The 16,223-nt window shown below is 39.7% G+C and carries 17 protein-coding genes and 1 riboswitch; of the genes, 10 read left to right on the top strand and 7 right to left on the bottom strand.

Translation table 11 applies throughout. From position 1 onward, the window contains the following. Nucleotides 1-241 precede the first annotated feature (241 nt). The 7 genes from K3T81_RS01530 (at nucleotide 242) to K3T81_RS01500 (ending at nucleotide 6,736) form a co-directional block, all read left to right on the top strand. Nucleotides 242-973: a hypothetical protein gene (locus tag K3T81_RS01530; protein WP_238017769.1), complete on the top strand. Its 732-nt coding sequence runs from the start codon at nucleotides 242-244 to the stop codon at nucleotides 971-973. Between the two features lie 16 nt (nucleotides 974-989). Further along, on the top strand, nucleotides 990-1,388 hold the full coding sequence (locus K3T81_RS01525; protein WP_106898135.1) for a GntR family transcriptional regulator: 399 nt from the start codon (nucleotides 990-992) through the stop codon (nucleotides 1,386-1,388). Between the two features lie 2 nt (nucleotides 1,389-1,390). Further along, nucleotides 1,391-2,242: an ATP-binding cassette domain-containing protein gene (locus K3T81_RS01520; RefSeq protein ID WP_238017767.1), complete on the top strand. Its 852-nt coding sequence runs from the start codon at nucleotides 1,391-1,393 to the stop codon at nucleotides 2,240-2,242. Nucleotides 2,243-2,263: 21 nt separating this feature from the next. Continuing rightward, entirely contained in the window at nucleotides 2,264-3,202 is a 939-nt protein-coding gene (locus K3T81_RS01515) for an ABC transporter ATP-binding protein (RefSeq protein ID WP_238017765.1), read from the top strand. Beyond that, nucleotides 3,195-4,433 carry an ABC transporter permease gene (locus K3T81_RS01510; protein WP_238017763.1) on the top strand — a complete coding sequence of 413 codons (1,239 nt, stop codon included), beginning with the start codon at nucleotides 3,195-3,197 and terminating at the stop codon, nucleotides 4,431-4,433. The genes K3T81_RS01515 and K3T81_RS01510 overlap by 8 nt, the downstream gene beginning before the upstream one ends. A gap of 238 nt (nucleotides 4,434-4,671) precedes the next feature. Then, on the top strand, nucleotides 4,672-5,211 hold the full coding sequence (locus K3T81_RS01505) for a flavodoxin family protein (protein ID WP_238017761.1): 540 nt from the start codon (nucleotides 4,672-4,674) through the stop codon (nucleotides 5,209-5,211). A 415-nt stretch (nucleotides 5,212-5,626) separates the two neighbouring features. After that, the gene (locus K3T81_RS01500) at nucleotides 5,627-6,736 is read left to right on the top strand and encodes an N-acetylmuramoyl-L-alanine amidase family protein (protein WP_238017759.1); all 1,110 of its coding nucleotides are present in this window, start codon (nucleotides 5,627-5,629) and stop codon (nucleotides 6,734-6,736) included. A gap of 18 nt (nucleotides 6,737-6,754) precedes the next feature. Here the strand turns inward: K3T81_RS01500 and K3T81_RS01495 are convergent, their stop codons facing one another. Beyond that, nucleotides 6,755-7,267 carry a GNAT family N-acetyltransferase gene (locus tag K3T81_RS01495; protein WP_238017756.1) on the bottom strand — a complete coding sequence of 171 codons (513 nt, stop codon included), beginning with the start codon at nucleotides 7,265-7,267 and terminating at the stop codon, nucleotides 6,755-6,757. Next, nucleotides 7,257-8,309 carry a MerR family transcriptional regulator gene (locus K3T81_RS01490; RefSeq protein ID WP_238017754.1) on the bottom strand — a complete coding sequence of 351 codons (1,053 nt, stop codon included), beginning with the start codon at nucleotides 8,307-8,309 and terminating at the stop codon, nucleotides 7,257-7,259. The genes K3T81_RS01495 and K3T81_RS01490 overlap by 11 nt, the downstream gene beginning before the upstream one ends. 124 nt (nucleotides 8,310-8,433) lie before the next feature. Here K3T81_RS01490 and K3T81_RS01485 point away from each other — a divergent pair, with 124 nt between their 5' ends. Beyond that, complete coding sequence (locus K3T81_RS01485; RefSeq protein ID WP_238017752.1) at nucleotides 8,434-9,711, top strand: hypothetical protein; 1,278 nt, start codon at nucleotides 8,434-8,436, stop codon at nucleotides 9,709-9,711. A gap of 45 nt (nucleotides 9,712-9,756) precedes the next feature. Here the strand turns inward: K3T81_RS01485 and K3T81_RS01480 are convergent, their stop codons facing one another. Beyond that, nucleotides 9,757-10,071 (bottom strand): DMT family transporter, encoded by a 315-nt coding sequence (locus K3T81_RS01480; RefSeq protein ID WP_238017750.1) that lies wholly within the window; start codon nucleotides 10,069-10,071, stop codon nucleotides 9,757-9,759. Then, nucleotides 10,071-10,412 (bottom strand): DMT family transporter, encoded by a 342-nt coding sequence (locus K3T81_RS01475; RefSeq protein ID WP_106898146.1) that lies wholly within the window; start codon nucleotides 10,410-10,412, stop codon nucleotides 10,071-10,073. Before K3T81_RS01475 ends, K3T81_RS01480 begins: the two co-directional genes overlap by 1 nt. A 200-nt stretch (nucleotides 10,413-10,612) precedes the next feature. Beyond that, nucleotides 10,613-10,712, bottom strand: a riboswitch (guanidine-I (ykkC/yxkD leader). 192 nt (nucleotides 10,713-10,904) lie between these two features. Between K3T81_RS01475 and K3T81_RS01470 the strand changes: the two genes are divergently transcribed. Together K3T81_RS01470 and K3T81_RS01465 are read left to right on the top strand one after the other, a co-directional pair. Continuing rightward, nucleotides 10,905-11,471 carry an AAA family ATPase gene (locus K3T81_RS01470; RefSeq protein ID WP_238017748.1) on the top strand — a complete coding sequence of 189 codons (567 nt, stop codon included), beginning with the start codon at nucleotides 10,905-10,907 and terminating at the stop codon, nucleotides 11,469-11,471. Between the two features lie 44 nt (nucleotides 11,472-11,515). After that, on the top strand, nucleotides 11,516-12,373 hold the full coding sequence (locus K3T81_RS01465; RefSeq protein ID WP_238017746.1) for a metallophosphoesterase: 858 nt from the start codon (nucleotides 11,516-11,518) through the stop codon (nucleotides 12,371-12,373). A 64-nt stretch (nucleotides 12,374-12,437) separates the two neighbouring features. Here K3T81_RS01465 and K3T81_RS01460 read toward each other — a convergent pair whose 3' ends face one another. Genes K3T81_RS01460 through K3T81_RS01450 form a run of 3 tightly spaced genes read right to left on the bottom strand, consistent with a single transcriptional unit; the run spans nucleotide 12,438 to nucleotide 16,091 of the window. Then, nucleotides 12,438-13,481: a ribonucleotide-diphosphate reductase subunit beta gene (locus K3T81_RS01460; RefSeq protein WP_036577682.1), complete on the bottom strand. Its 1,044-nt coding sequence runs from the start codon at nucleotides 13,479-13,481 to the stop codon at nucleotides 12,438-12,440. Further along, nucleotides 13,462-13,896 (bottom strand): flavodoxin, encoded by a 435-nt coding sequence (locus K3T81_RS01455; RefSeq protein WP_238017744.1) that lies wholly within the window; start codon nucleotides 13,894-13,896, stop codon nucleotides 13,462-13,464. The genes K3T81_RS01460 and K3T81_RS01455 overlap by 20 nt, the downstream gene beginning before the upstream one ends. Next, nucleotides 13,893-16,091 carry a ribonucleoside-diphosphate reductase subunit alpha gene (locus K3T81_RS01450; RefSeq protein ID WP_238017958.1) on the bottom strand — a complete coding sequence of 733 codons (2,199 nt, stop codon included), beginning with the start codon at nucleotides 16,089-16,091 and terminating at the stop codon, nucleotides 13,893-13,895. Before K3T81_RS01450 ends, K3T81_RS01455 begins: the two co-directional genes overlap by 4 nt. Nucleotides 16,092-16,223: the final 132 nt, after the last annotated feature.

Here is a 16,223-nt window from a genome sequence, read left to right as displayed (position 1 = left end):
ACGTGTAAAATGAGGGAAAGGCCCTGGTAGAATGCACATCATTAAGGCTATGACGGACAAATCGAGAGAAATGCCTTGGCAGATTGTACATCATTGAGGCTATGACGAGCAAAACGAGTGAAGAATCCAGATAAAATGCACATCATCTGTTTTATTTCAAAACACCCTTGACTTTTAATCTACTACAGACATATACTGTGTATATAAATATATACAGTATAACAGTTAAGGGGTTGAGATTATGTCAGAATGGAATCAAGCCTATCAGCTCGCTAAGCTTGAGCTACAGGCTTCAAAACTTAGTTTTATCTACGGATTTGTGCTCACGATGTTCGTAACACTATTCCTTATTACCACATTGCCATCTTATTTGGACAATGGGTACGTTGGTTATGATTTCTTTTTTCTACTTTTATTTTCTGTTGGTGCTATTTGGGCAAAACCAAAGGAATTTCAAATTCAAAAGGTTAGTGGTGTCCTCCTAGCATCACCCATTTTAATGATGCAGCTGGCATTACCTATAAAGCGTTCTGTGTTGGTGAAAAGCAGGTTTATCATTCAGTTCTTTTACTCTATACCATATCAACTGCTTTTCTTAATCGCCTTCTATATCTTTTCTCCAATTACCAATGTATTAAGTACACAAGAATATTTAGCTTTTGCGGCATTATGGTTATTGATTGGCATATTTTTGGGCTCGGCCCTGCCAGTAGCAGACGCCGGGGATACGAGTAAGCTTACTACAACAGTCGCTGGGTCTATTTTTGCCAGTTTAATTTTACTCATTGGCTCATTCACGATCCTTACAACTGTGCATGTCAGCACAGGAGAAGGTCCCGTTTATTGGAGTTTAGTAGCGATTGGAAAAGGACCTGTCGCCTCTCTAGCTGTTGCATTACTACTTACCGTTGGGGCAATGGGATATTGGATTTCCTACATGAAAAAACGAATAGGGAAACAGGACTATCTATAAAGGAAGGATGTTTACAATGGAGTTACCAATAAGCCTTTCCAAAACTTCTCGTGAACCAATTTATCATCAAATTGAGAACCAAATAAAAGCGCTCATTGCTGGTGGTTATCTAAAGGCCGGGTCTCCACTTCCTTCCATTCGCCTTATGGCAAAGGATTTAGAGACGAGTGTCATCACGATTCGCCGTGCCTATCAGAATTTGGAATACCAAGGATTTATCCAGACAGAACAAGGCAAGGGTACCTTCGTAGCAGAGGTTGCCAACGAAAAGAAACAACAGATTAAGGTAACAGCCGTCTATCAGGCGTTTGAAAGTGCCTTAGATGTCGCGCTCAGCTACGAGTATACAGTAGATCAAGTGAAAGAAATATTCGCGGAAGTTATAGAATCTCGCAAGCCTAAAGGAGATGCATAAACATGAAGGCATTAGCAGAAGTAAAACAGGTACAAAAAAATGTGGACGAATTCAAACTTGGTCCAGTAAGTTTAGCGATTGAAGCCGGGACAATAACAGCATTAGTAGGAACGAATGGCTCTGGAAAAAGTACGCTCCTTAAGTTGATGATGAATCAAGCTAAAGCAGATGCTGGCAATATTAAAATCCACAACATGTTTGTGAACGGTCTTAATGAAGAGTGGAAAACCCATATCGCCTACCAGCCACAAACGATGATTGGTTGGGATGCCTTTTCTGGCAAAGCGTTAAGAGAATTTATTGCACCATTATACCCGGCATGGGATGATCAGCAATTTAACGATATTATTCAAGCCTTTTCTGTCCCATTAAATAAGCGGTTTGGAAAGCTCTCTCAAGGAATGCAACAAAAACTTATTCTTGCGTTAACTGTTGCGAGAAACACCTCCATCCTACTTCTTGATGAACCAACAGCGTTTATGGACATTCCCTCCAAGCAAAAGTTTATTGATTTGCTTATAGAATGGATAGAATCAGGGGATCGTGCCATTGTCATGAGCACACACCAAGTTGACGATATTATGAAACTTGCTGACTACTTGTGCGTATTACAAGAGGGAAAATGGATGGGGACCTATGAAAAAGAAACGATTCAACATATGTATTGTCAATTCTGGATGAGGGACGCATTACCTACAGAGTCCCTACCCGGCGAAGTTTCCAGGGAAGGGAACCAGTTTATTACAAGCAAACCAGAAGCAATGGAAGCATACATGCGAGAACATGACCTCCATTGCGTAAATCAGAAAACGTTGGACCTTGAAGAATCCCTTAGCCTATTACTAAATAAATAAGAAAAAGAAAGGAAGAGGAACATGGATAAAATGCTCTCCGTTTCAAACTTGGGGAAGGCTTTTAAAGACAAACAAGTAATTTCCAACATCTCTTTTGATGTACACAAAGGGGAAATCATGGCTATCTTAGGCCCTAACGGTGCCGGCAAGTCTACCACCATACGTAACATTATGGGAATCATGTATCCAGATGAAGGAAGTATTCACTTTCAAAGTACCAATGGAAAGGAAATTCCAAGACATCGAATCGGCTACCTTCCCGAGGAACGTGGTTTATATAAAAATGTAAAGGTAATGGATATTCTTCTATATTTGGCTGACCTCAAAGATTATCCACTAGATAAGGCGCGTACGAGAGCTCTTGAATACTTAAAAAAGTTCGACTTGGAAGGAAAGGATAAGGTTTCTGTAGAGGAATTATCTAAAGGTATGGGGCAAAAAGTACAGTTTATTGCTTCGATAATTCATGAACCAGAACTACTCATTTTAGATGAGCCATTCTCCGGGCTGGATCCTGTTAGCCAGGAATTATTTAAAGATGAAATTCGCAATTTAGCAAAAAATGGAACAGCTATACTTCTATCTTCTCACCAAATGAACCTTGTCGAAGAAATGGCTGATCGTTTATTCATGATTCATCGTGGAAAAAAGGTTATTTACGGGACGATGGACGATGTGAAGCTAGAATATGCCAACTTCAAATGTACCATTCATGGGAATAATGATCCTAAACAATTAGAGTTACTACCAGATGTTCAGCGAATTGAAGTAAATGAGGGAAGTACCATCCTCTATTTGGATAAAGATGTTAACCCAAATCAATGGCTTAAGCAGCTACCAGAAGATCTACAAATACTTGAACTAAAAATAAACAGAGTGTCCTTACACGAGATCTTTATTGATATAGCATCAGATAAAAACCTCTTACAGGAAAAGAAAGCAGGTGAAGTGTATGCGTAACACGATGAAAGTCGCCAAATGGGAAATTAAGCGAAACATGAAAAATAAATCTTATATTATTGGCCTATTGTTAACTCCACTCCTTATAATCGGATTTATGGTGATTAGTAGCTTCTTTGATGATTCCGAGGAAGAAACATCAGATTCGGCAACGGTATTTGTTAACGACCAACTTGGTGTATATGACGACATGGCAAGTACGTTAGAAGAAACAGGTGTTAGTTGGGACTTCATGCAAACAGATTTAACAGAGGCTGAAGCACAAGAAGATCTAGAAAACAGTGAAGAAACAGCCTATGTGTTCGTGGACCAGGAAGGCCTTGAAGAAGGAGCATTATCTGTTTATACGTCCGAAGATATGGACTCCTTCTTTATGAGTGAGGTTCAGGTCTTAGCAAGTCCTATTCAAGCGAAGCAAATAGAAGAACTAGGATTAACAGAGTCCCAGTTTGAGGGTATCTCCCAAGGTGTTCAATTCGTAGAAGCTGGTGACGACACGGCTACAGAGACCAGTGAAGGTAGCTTAGTAGGAATGGATGAAAATCCATTACAAACCTTGGTACCTGGAATATTTGGTGGCTTTGTCCTATTATCCGTTGTCTTTACAGGGATGGCTATTTTCCAAAGTGCTTCCCAAGAGAAAAAAGATAAGATCGCAGAGATCATTCTGTCTTCGCTAACGCCAACTGAATTGATGCAGGGAAAGATTATCGGTTATTTCGCTTTAGGTCTCATTCAAACGCTTGTCTCTACAGTACTTCTATTGCCAGTTTTTATGTGGCGACTAGATGAACCGCTTCTAGAATATTTATTAGTTCCAGAGCTTGCATTGTATCTACTTATTGCAATTCTTGGCTATCTCCTATTCGCTTCTATCTTTGTAGGTATTGGAGCGACGATGGCTGATGTTACAACTGCAGGAAACTTCCAAGGCTTTGTCATGATGCTACCGTTTTTACCATTTGTCTTTATCGGGCCTGTATTAAGTGACCCAAGTGGACTTATGGCCCAAATAGGTACCTATATTCCATTCACATCGCCTGCAGTCCTGCTGCTTCGCTTAACCACACTAGAAGAATGGCCATGGATTGAAATTGGAATCTCCTTAGCTATTCTTGCTATAAGTGTTTGGGCATTCATGAAGCTGGCAGGAAAAATATTCAAAGTGGGTATTCTGATGTACGGAAAAAATGCGACCCCAGGGGAAATCATAAAATGGCTTAAAGCTTAAATTTGAAAAACGGGAGTGGGAAGCCTCTCCCGTTTTTCAAATCCACGGTCACGACTCCAACTCCCATTATAGGACTTTTTTAACCTAACTAGAAAAGAACTTTACTTCTAAATTACATTATGATGAATAAACTTAATTAGACCGCTACTATATACCTCAATGAATGAAACTTATCCTCCAACCACTGTTATGGTAGCAATAGTATGCAGCAAAGCTCGAAAAACAAGGAGGGTATTTAATGAAGATCGCTGTATTTCACGGCTCCACAAGAGAAAAAGGAAATACGGAATATCTAGCTTATCAGGCCGTACCAAAGGATAAGGCCACCCATTTCTATTTAAGGGATTATGAGATTCAGCCTATTACAGACTTACGCCATTCACCAGAAGGGTTTCCCGACACACAGGATGATCATTTACAATTGGTTGATCAAATGCTCGAACATGACATCATTGTTTTTGCTACCCCTATTTACTGGTATGGAATGGCCGGCCCACTAAAAGTATTTATTGATCGTTGGTCCCAAGTAATGAGGGATACGAATTACGCCCACTTTCGAGAAGAACTGGGTAAAAAGAAAGCCTACTTCATTCTTGTTGGCGGGGACCAACCAACTGTAAAAGGCTTGCCCCTTATACAACAACTGACATACATCTGCCAATTCTACGGTACAAAAGTGGGAGGCTATGTCATTGGAGAGGCCCGGAAGCCTGGAGCGATAGTAGATGACCGCCGTGCACTGGAAGCTGCTTCAACGTTAATTAGCGAACTTCAATAATTTCTATTAAAACAGCTGCCCGCTTGGACAGCTGTTTTTAGTTTACCTTCGCTTCTCTTTTTTTCCACATGTAGTAGTTGTAACCTACATTTAATGGCCCCAACACAGTCAGGGCTCCCATTACCACTAATTTAAAGCCAAATCCTACAGGTGTAAAATATAATACAACTCCTAAAAATAGATAGGAGTGTGGTTGTGTCCACAAGTCTCTGATCACTTTTCTCGTAGTTTCTCCACGCTTTAAAAGTTCTTCTTACCTAAACATATTCTACAATGGTCCTCCTTTTCCTGCTTCCTTCTCATTTCTTACTATATTCTAGTCCTTCCGATTTGTTTTCTATAAAGCACGTTTAATTTCTAGCAATCTAGGAAAATACTATGCCATAATAAAGTTATTCAATTAAAGGAGGCTATCATGAAGATTAGTAAAGCACTTATTATTTTTATTGTCTTAGTCGGAACCTTTATCTCCCTACCAAAACAAGGGAGTGCAGAAAGTGGTGACGTCTATGAAGTTGGCGACATTGTATTAAACGTAAGAAGTGAGCCATCTAGCACGGGCCCTGTAATCGGCAAATTACATAAAGGAGACCAGGTAATTGCCTTTAATGAACATTATGGCTGGCTACAAACCTATTATGATGGCGAGGAAGCATGGGTTGCAGCACATTATTTAACCAAGAAAAAAGAGAACACCATTACAAAAAATGAATCTCAAGAGCTTATGGTAACAGGTCAAAGTGTTTATATCCGTTCAGGCCCAAGTACAGACTTTGCCATTGTGGGTTCTGCCACTATAGGTGATACATACAGCATGGTAGAGACAGAAGCTGATTGGTACAAAATTAAACTACACGATGGTTCAACGGGATGGATTGCCTCGTGGTTAACGGACAAATCGAGTAAGGCGGATGCTTCCGAGGAGCAAACCGGCAAGAAGACGGGAACTGTTGCCGAAGAGGTAAAAGGGGTTTCCACTAGCAGCCCACTTGATGGGTATAATATCGTAATTGATGCAGGGCATGGAGGAAAAGATCCAGGCGCCATTGGACTAAATGGTACGGAAGAAAAAACAGTAAATAGTCAAACAGCAAGCGAAGTTGCTAAAGTCTTAAGCGCTAAGGGAGCTACTGTCATTCAAACTAGAAGCAAGGACACCTTCCTCTCACTCGACAGGCGCGCAGAGATAAGCAACACATATAATACAGATGCTTTTATTAGTATTCATTATAACGCGTTTCCCGTCCAATCGGTTCAAGGCATAGGCACTTATTACTCCTCCCTGAATAAAGACCATGCATTAGCAGAGGATATTCAAAATAAACTATCCGGATCTCTCCCACTTTATAACCGTGGGTTATTTCAAGAAGAGTTTCGGGTGTTACGCAAGAATAATGCACCAGCAATATTACTTGAACTAGGCTTTCTCACAAATCCTGGTGACTATGCAACCATTCAGACTACCGGTTATCACCACCAGGTTGCAGAAGCAATTGCAGACGGATTGGTAAATTACTTTCATTAAATGTAGACAGGCTGTCCTTTATGGATAGCCTGTCTTTAAATTTAATACCTTAGAAAAAATATATTGTTCACCTGATTTCCCATTGATTTTTCTACCTGTATCACGGAAACCGCTCTTTTTATATAATTGCTGTGCGACACCATTTGCACTATTAACGGCCAGAACAATTTCATCTATCGTTGGGAATGATTCTGCTAAAAACAAAGTGAGTAGTTCAATAGAACTTTTTGCAATACCTTTACCTTGAAATGCTGTTTGAACAGAGTAGGCACGCAATAGAATAGCGTTAGGATTTTTCGAATAGGGTCGTACCCCTTCCTTTTCATGAAGTACGAAAAATCCCGCAGGAACTGTTCCGGTTAAAATGACTACAGGGTACCGACTTGGATCTTCCTTACATTTTTTCAGTGCATCGATTGGATGCGCTGTATACTCTAATTGCTGCTTCGTTAAATGATACGATTGCATCTGAGCCTTATTTTCAGCGGAATAAAACAGTAAGGATACCCTTTCCATTGTTTCACCTTTCATTTTCAACATGCTTCCTAGCATAGATCATACTTAAAATAGAGTTAAACTGATGCGTTTCCACCGTGTAATCATGTTTCTGCAACCAATCAACTAGTTGTGAACGATCTGCATAATACTCATCTTCTATCGCCCCAATTGCTTCAACATTGCCTTCTTCCCGAAAACTTTGCATGATATGCTGTCTATGTTCCTCATTTAAAAACATGAGGTCTGCTATACAGATTTCTCCACGCCTTTTTAGAACCCGATCCATTTCTTCCAATGCCAGCAGCTTTTCATCATCGGTTAAATGGTGTAAGGCATAACTGGAAACAATGGCATCTACCTGCATGTTCATTACTGGAAGAGCTAGAAAATGCCCCTTCCTCGTTTCAATCTCTGGATGCTTCTCTTTACAGACAGCAAGCATTTCCTCGGATTGATCTACACCAATAACTTTTGCTCCACTCACTATAAACCGTGAACCCAAATTACCCGTGCCAATCCCAATATCAAGACAAATATCACCTGGTCTTAGGTGAACCGACTCAACAACCTTATTTAACGCTGTTTCATAATCTTGATGAACATTAAATTTGTACCCATGCATTTTAATGCTTTGATCATAGTCATGGGCTTGGCTATCAAAATTCCATTTATCCTGCCAATTTTTACGCATTGCTTTAAGGGTTTTCAATTGTTTCGCCAATCCAAATAAGTCGTTGGTAACACTATCTCCTTTTCCAGCTCGTTCTGTCATCAGGTCAAGGGTCTGGATCATGTCTTTCAGCTCTAACCATTGCTCATAAAGTACACCTCGCTGCACGTTTAAATAATCTTCCACTCGCATATCCTTATCTTTTAATAAGCTATGAATCGCTTCAACTGGAAGTCCCACTTCACGAAGTGACAGGATCGTACTCAATCTTATCAGGTCTTCATCATTAAAAAACCGGTACTGATTGTTCTCTTCCTTTGCAGGAGTAATAAGTCCCTTTTCCTCGTAATACCTAATTGTCCGAGTTGATGTCTCTAATTTTTTGGCTACTTCTTTTATATACATAAATCTCACAACCTTTCGTCTATTATACTAAACGTTAACGTGACGAGAAGGTAAAGCATTTTCTTTTTACCATGATTACACCATGTTATACTAAAGGAAATTGTAGGCAAAGTGAGGACTAAACATGAATGAACAATTACAGGAGCTGGCCGACTCCTGCCAGAAAAATTATGGCCTTGATAACTATTACTTAGAAAGATACCATCTTTTTCGTGACGATAACAGCAACGTAGAAAACGCCTTTCTTTTCTCAATGGAATGGGTTCCGAGAGTCGTAGAAGGAGAAGTAGAGGAAGGGCTAAATCCTCCAGGTACTGCTGTAATTGAAATAGAACTTGAGTCGAAGAAACTACGTCACTTCACGTTTGTACAAGGTGCCAATTTAGTGGAGGAACAAGTTTTTCCACAGTTAAAGGACGGTAGTGAGTCCATCATTGAATGGGTAGAAGAAACTACCGGCCTGGAATTCGGAAGACAGTTCCAGCTAAAAGAAGAAGCCGAAAACGGAATTCGCTTTTTGGCAGCAGCTGATAACATTCCCGTATTTCCTGTTGGTACGATTGAAGTAGTGTTTAACAAAGAAGGTATGCTATCTCAATTTTCCATGGATGGCAGTTTTCCGCAAGAAGATCAGATTAAATGGGAACCTTTCGCCCTTACCTCTTCTATTGTAGATCCCATTATCCTTAATCAGCTTCAGTTATTGGAGATTCCTATTGAAGAGGAGGAGCGTTGGCTTCCGGTTTTTGGAACTACCACTACATTCATAACCAATAACAAGCAGCATATCATCCCGTTTGAAAAAGCAGAAATGCGGGATAGCTATGAAATCGTAGATAGAAATATAGAATGGGACTTCGAGGCTACGGAAGAAACCTTCGTTCCTCAAGAGATTGACTTATCACATGAGGTGTCTTTAGAGGAAGCTTTAGCAAACAAGCCAGACGAAAATAAACGTCCTTTAACCCCAGAAGATATAGAACGGAGTTTTGAGGCTGTAGGGTCCTTTACAAAAGAAAAATACCCAGAGGACAGTGGCAAATGGAAGCTATATGCTATTTTCCGCGAACACGGTTATCTGATTGCAGAGCTCTGGCCAAGGATGCAGGATAAAAAAGTGATACAGCATAAGCTAAAGCTTTTTATTGATCCAGCCACTTACAGTGTACTCAATTTTACAGATAACGAGTTTATACTAGAGATGTTTGACCATTTCTCTGAAGCTGAATCTCCTGTGTTAACCAAGGACGAAGCATTTGAAAAATTGCATAGCTATATTGAGATCACGCCTGTCTATATTTATGAACCTAATAGTGAAACCTATCAGCTTTGCGGTAAAGTTGATTGTTCTTACGGAGTAAATGCTGCGACCGGTGACGTAATCTTATTAGACGAACTATAATGAAAAAGCCAAGTCACTTATGACTTGGCCTTTTCTATATTGATGTTAGGAAACCAGTTTCAAACCAATCACTGCACCTAATATCATTGTAATACACATAGTTCTCTTCCATTCCTTTGATTCTCCGTAGAGGATCATCCCTAAAATGGCACCACCTGCTGCACCTATTCCTGTCCAAATGGCATAGGAAATTCCCATTGGAAGTGATTCCATTGCATAGGCGAGGAATAGAAAACTAGCACCAAAGCTAATGATTAAAAGAATCAAGGCCTGCAGATTACGATCCCTGTGCAATTTATTTATCATGGAAACTCCAAGCATTTCAAATATACCTGCTACGATTAAAGAAGCCCAAGCCATTATGATTCCACTCCTTCTTTTACATTATCCTTAGTAACTAGCTTCAGTCCCATTACCCCTGCCAATAAAATCAAAATTAAAATGACTTTAGGTAAGTTGAGTGGCACCTCAAAAAACATAAAATCTGCAAGGACCGTTCCAGTAGTGCCAAGCCCAACAAACACTGCGTACACCGTTCCTACAGGAAGTTGTTTACTAGCCATGATCATCAAGTAAAAGCTTATATAAATAGCGATTATTGTTCCAGTCCACTCCCAAATTCCATCAGCATGCTTTAAGCCGATGACCCATAAAACCTCGAAAATCGCGGCGATTACTACTTTAACCCAGTTTGCATTCATTTTAGCCGTACCTCCATTTGTATTATAAAATGAAACTGTAATCAGTAGAGGTTTTCTTTCTTCCCCCATTGATTGTTAGTTGAATGAATCGGGGTGTTAGTCCTTTTACTCCCACTAAAAACTCACGATTTCTCTTCATGTTTTTACGGACGGTTACACCGAGATAAAAATAAAAATGCCCGAGAGAACTATAAAATCGTTCCTCCCAGGCTTTTATCCTTCCGTGACACAGCAAAGGCTGTGAGTTTTCTCTCGGACCAGACCAACGTGTTTCGTTGCGGAACCCTAGAAAACTTATCTCATATGCTATTACCCATTATTATATATCCCATAATTAATTAGTCAAGGTTCATCCCTTTTACCTTTATACTACACTGTCCGCTCCAATTGGTAGAGTACTATGTAGAAGGAATCTAGGCTGTTTATGTTGAAGTAGTATATAAAAGTTCATATTAAGATTTTAATACTCTCCGTATGTATGAAGGAGGAATAATGAAAAGATTAGTTATTATGACTGTTGGTAAAACACATAGCGGCAAAACTACATTTGCTAGAGCCTTAGAAAAAGAATTGGATAACTCTTTCGTAATGGACCAAGACAATCAAGCAGCGTTCTTAAACACTTTTTATGCCAAACTGCAGCCAGAACAAGGACCAAACATACTTAAACACAGTCTCTCTCGGTTAATCGTTCATTATGCTATAGAAAATACTGATTTACATCTTATTGTTTGTAACTCAAACCGAAGCCAAAAAGGTCGATTGCGTTTACTAGAAGGACTCTTTAATAAAAAACAGTTTGTTCGTATTCTGGTTCATTTTGATATACCAGATGATGTTCTTATGGAAAGAATTTTTCATAGCAAGCGCAGCACAAATATATTCAGAGGGGCTTTTACTAACTTCGAGGAAGTGCTTTTAAGGCAACAAGCTGAATCCCAATTAGAAGACATCGTAGATCCTAAAGAGGAGGAAGCAGACTATCTATTTGTAATGAAGCATACCGAAGAAGTAGATTCCGTGATTAAGAGGATTGTGCAAATCTCTAAGATGTTATAATCACCTTTAAAGTAATTCATGATAAATAACAAAGGAGAGACACATTGAAAAAGATATTGAGAAAGTGGTGGTTATACGTGTTTATTGGGATCGTTTTGTTAATCGTATTCTTTTATTATCAAAACAATTCTATCGTAATCAGTAAACATACGAAACAATCGGATAACCTGCCAGAAGTGTTTGATGGATATAAAATTGTGCAACTATCTGATTTACATAACAAGTCTTTTGGGGATGATCAAAGCTACCTAGTCGAAAAAATTAAAAAGGCAGAGCCAGATGTCATTGTATTTACAGGTGATGTAATAGATTCAAGGCGATATGATGAGAAACCTAGTATCAAGTTGATGGAAAAAATTGTGGAAATTGCCCCAGTGTATTATGTAACAGGAAACCACGAATGGCGGTCACAGAAATTCAATTCATTAGAGGAAAAGTTAAAAAATACTGGTGTACATGTGATGAGAAATACAACAGAGGAAATCACTCTAGGGTCAGAGAAAATTAGACTAATAGGAGTGGATGATCCATCACATAACAGTGGTGTTGAGTCTGACGTCGTGACAACCGGAAATTATATTGAGAGTGCTTTAAAAGATGTTGACGATGAGGAGACGTTTCAAGTTTTATTATCCCATAGACCAGAATTATTATCTCTTTATAGTAACTATGGGATTGACTTGGTGTTTTCAGGACATGCTCACGGAGGACAGGTTAGAATTCCATTTATAGGTGGTTTAATTGCCCCGAATCAAGGGCTATTACCTACGTATACTTCCGGTGAACATATAGCAAACGACACGACAATGATTGTAAATAGAGGACTCGGAAACAGCCTTTTTCCACTAAGAGTTTTTAACCGCCCCGAAATTGTTGTCGTTACATTACGTACAGATGAATAAGGATTCGATTCATATAGCAAAGATGCTTGGAGATTATCCAAGCATCTTTATTTAAACGATCATTTTACAAGTCATCAAAACCGTTTAGGTCACTTGTTTTGGTATATTGTCTTGATTTCTGTTCAAAGAAATCCGTTTTTGTACCATCAAAGTTATCCACATAAGCGCGAATCCACTTCATAGGATTCTCTAAGTTCTCTGGATAAATCTCGCTTAATCCAAGCATCCGAAGCATTTTGTTGGCACGGTATTTAACATACCCTGCCATCTCGTCCAAATCGATTCCTTCTACATCTTTTAGGACATAAGTGGACCATTCGATTTCTAAGTCAACAGATTCTTTAAATTGCTCATATACCCATTCAATGAACTCTGGGGTATTATAAGAAGGGTTTTCATCCAATGCTGCCCGGAATAGTTCCGCGATAAATCGGCCATGCTCTAGCTCATCCCGGTTAATATAACTAATCATCGTAGACGTCCCGACCATTTTATTATGTCGAGCCAAATTATAGAAAAAGGCAAACCCAGAATAGAAGAACATCCCTTCAAGTAATGAAGTGTAGACAATCGTTTTCAAAATGTTTTCCATTGTTGGTTCTTCCACAAAAGCATTGTATTGCTTAACGAGATTCTCATTTCGCTTTAGAAGAATGGGGTCTTTCCGCCCAAGCTGAAATGCCTCATTCTGTTCATCCAAGGAAACAACAGAAGACAACACATAAGAATAACTTTCATTATGCACTGCTTCCTGCTGGGCGATTACTGCCATAATCGATTGAACAGAAGCATCACTCGCATACAAAGAAAGCAATAATGCTGTACGTGTTTGAGGTGCGTCCAATGTTGACAAGAGACCAATGATTTTTAAATAGGCATCTTGCTCAGACTTATCCAGTGAAGCAAACTGTTTTACATCACTGGACATATTGACCTCATCTGCTTGCCAATAGTTTCCGATCAGTCGCTTGTACATCTTGTACCAGTGTGGGTAGGCAATGTCATTCCAGTTTAATATGCCGCTGGATTTCCCACCGAAAATTCCCGTCGATTTGTTTGGGTTTAACGGCTCTAGTGTTTTAGCTTTTTTAAGCATAGCTTCTTGCATAATTAAGTACTCCTTCCACCCAGTTCTTTACTTTCTTTTCTTGGCTGCCACGGGGGGATTGTTCGATTTTTAGTCCAGCCCATTTACTGTGATAAAATGTTGTGAGCTTATCTACTGCCTTACAAAACAGCGCGTCGCCCCCAAACTGGGTATCCCCTGTGCCAAAGACAGCTACATTTTCAGGCTTGTAGCCGACTTCGAGCACAAAGTCCTTCACTTCATCAGGGGTGGAACCCATATCCCACGTAAAAGTTCCAAGAAAAATAAAATCATAATGCTGCGCATCTACAGGCTGGTCGATACCAATTCGGTGAACATCCAGCTGAAGGCCCTCAGCCTCCAGCTGTTCTCCAATAAGTTCCGCTACCTCTTTTGTATTACTACTATAAGAAAGATACGCTATTAGTGCATTCAACTTTGACACCACTCACATTCTTCGACATCGTTGGATGTAGAACGGACATAATAGGTTGTTTTCAATCCTTCGCTCCAAGCGCGCATATGAAGATCAAGTAAAACAGATGCTTTTATTGTATTTGGCACATAAAAGTTAAATGAAATGCTTTGATCAATATGTTTTTGTCTTGCAGCATTTTGCTTAATAGACCAGCGTTGGTCTACGATATACGCAGAACGACGATAGATATCGTACGTATTATGGTTTAAGTCAGGTGCCGTTGTTGGAATTTTAAAGTCCTTCTTCTCTTCGTTGTAGAAGGCCTTGAAAATCGGATCAATACTTGCTGTTGAGCCTGCAATCATAGCTGTAGTTGAGTTCGGCGCAACCGCCATAAGATAACCATTTCGCATCCCGTTTTCTGCAACTTCTTCTTTTAATGCAGTCCACTTCTCGTCGGTATAACCTTTTTTCGTGAAATATCTTCCTGTTTCCCAGTTACTTCCGGCAAATGCTGGATAGCTGCCTTTTTCCTTACTTAATTCCATACTGTTTTTAACTGTCAGATAAGCAACCTGTTCATAAAGGTCATCTGCAAATTGAACAGCTTCCTCTGTCTCCCACTTCATGTTCTTCAATGCTAGAAGGTGATGCCAGCCAAATGTTCCAAGTCCGATAGCACGGTATTTTTGGTTTGTCATTTGCGTTTGCTTGATTGGCAATGTGTTTATATCAATAACGTTATCAAGCATGCGAACCTGAATTTTAATAAGGCGGTCTAAAACACCGTCAGGAACAGCTTTACCTAGGTTAATGGAACTTAGATTACATACAACATAATCGCCCGCTTTATACTTCTTAACGATAGTATCTTCATTCTCCACGTATTCTTCCAGAAATTCAGTCGGCGACTGATTCTGCGTTATTTCTGTACAAAGGTTTGAACAGTAAATCATGCCATTATGCTCGTTACTGTTCTGTCTATTTACTTCGTCACGGTAGAACATGAATGGTGTACCTGATTCTAATTGTGACTTCATGATGCGTTTCATAATCGAAATAGCAGGTACTTGTTTCTTTGTAAGAAGATCGGACTGTACACACTCTTCATACTTCCTGCGCCATTCGCCATCGCCTTTTTCTTCATCATAGAAATCTTCGAGGGAATATCCCATTACTTCACGGACTTCATGTGGATCAAATAGATACCAGTCTCCCCTGTTTTCTACCTGCTCCATGAAATAGTCTGGAAGGCAAACACCAGTGAAAATGTCATGTGCGCGCATTCGGTCATCGCCGTTATTCAACTTAAGGTCAAGGAATGCTTCAATGTCATGATGCCAAACGTCAAGATAGATTGCGATCGCACCTTTTCTTGTCCCTAGCTGATCGACGTTGACTGCCGTATTATTTAATTGCTTAATCCACGGCACGACACCGCTTGACATGCCTTTGTAGCCTTTGATTGAGCTACCACGACCACGAATTTTACCCATATAAACACCGATTCCGCCACCGTTTTTTGATAACTTGGCGATATCTGTATTACTGTCATAGATGGATTGCAGGCTATCGTCTACTGTGTCGATAAAACAGCTGGATAATTGGCCATGTGTTTTCCCTGCATTTGTTAGCGTTGGTGTTGCCACTGTCATATATAAGTTACTTAAAGCCCAATACGCTTCTGTAACAAGTTGCTCTCTTTGGGAGGATTTCTCATCTTGCATAAGATACATCGCAATAACCATCCAACGTTCCTGTGGCAGCTCGTAGATATTCTTTTCATGATCTGTTGCAAGGTAACGTGTTGCAATGGTGTGCAGTCCTAAATAGTTAAATAACAGATCTCTTTCAGGGGCGATCATGTTCGCAAACTGATCAATTTCCGCTTTGCTGTACTTATCTAGCAGGTTTGATGCATAAACCCCTTCATTTGTTAGTGTCTGGATCAATTCGTATAGATCCCCGTATTTTTTCTCAGGTGCGTAATGGCGGTTTTCACCCGCAAGACGATAAAGACGATTCAGATAGATTCTACTTGCTAGATATGTCCATTCAGGTGCTGCTTCATCAATATTTTCCAGCGCATTTTTAACAAGTGTATCTGTCACTTTTTCATCAGTCATTTCAGCATGAATGGCTTTTGCTGCTTTTTGCTTATAAGCCTCTGTATTCACATTCAAACCTTGTGCTGCCTCGTCAATTAGCTGCATTATTTTTTCTTCATTGGATAGAATTACGGTATTCACGATGAATCCTCCTCTTAATCTATGTAATTACTTCCCCTAGTTTTCTCAATATAAAACCGCTCATCAGACTAATAATGAACGGTTTTTAACCGAGAG

The organism is Oceanobacillus jordanicus, assembly GCF_022095695.1.
GTDB classification, from domain to species: domain Bacteria; phylum Bacillota; class Bacilli; order Bacillales; family Amphibacillaceae; genus Oceanobacillus_B; species Oceanobacillus_B jordanicus.
The sequence above is the reverse complement of the archived record's forward strand: the minus strand, read 5'-3'. Positions and strand labels throughout refer to the sequence as shown.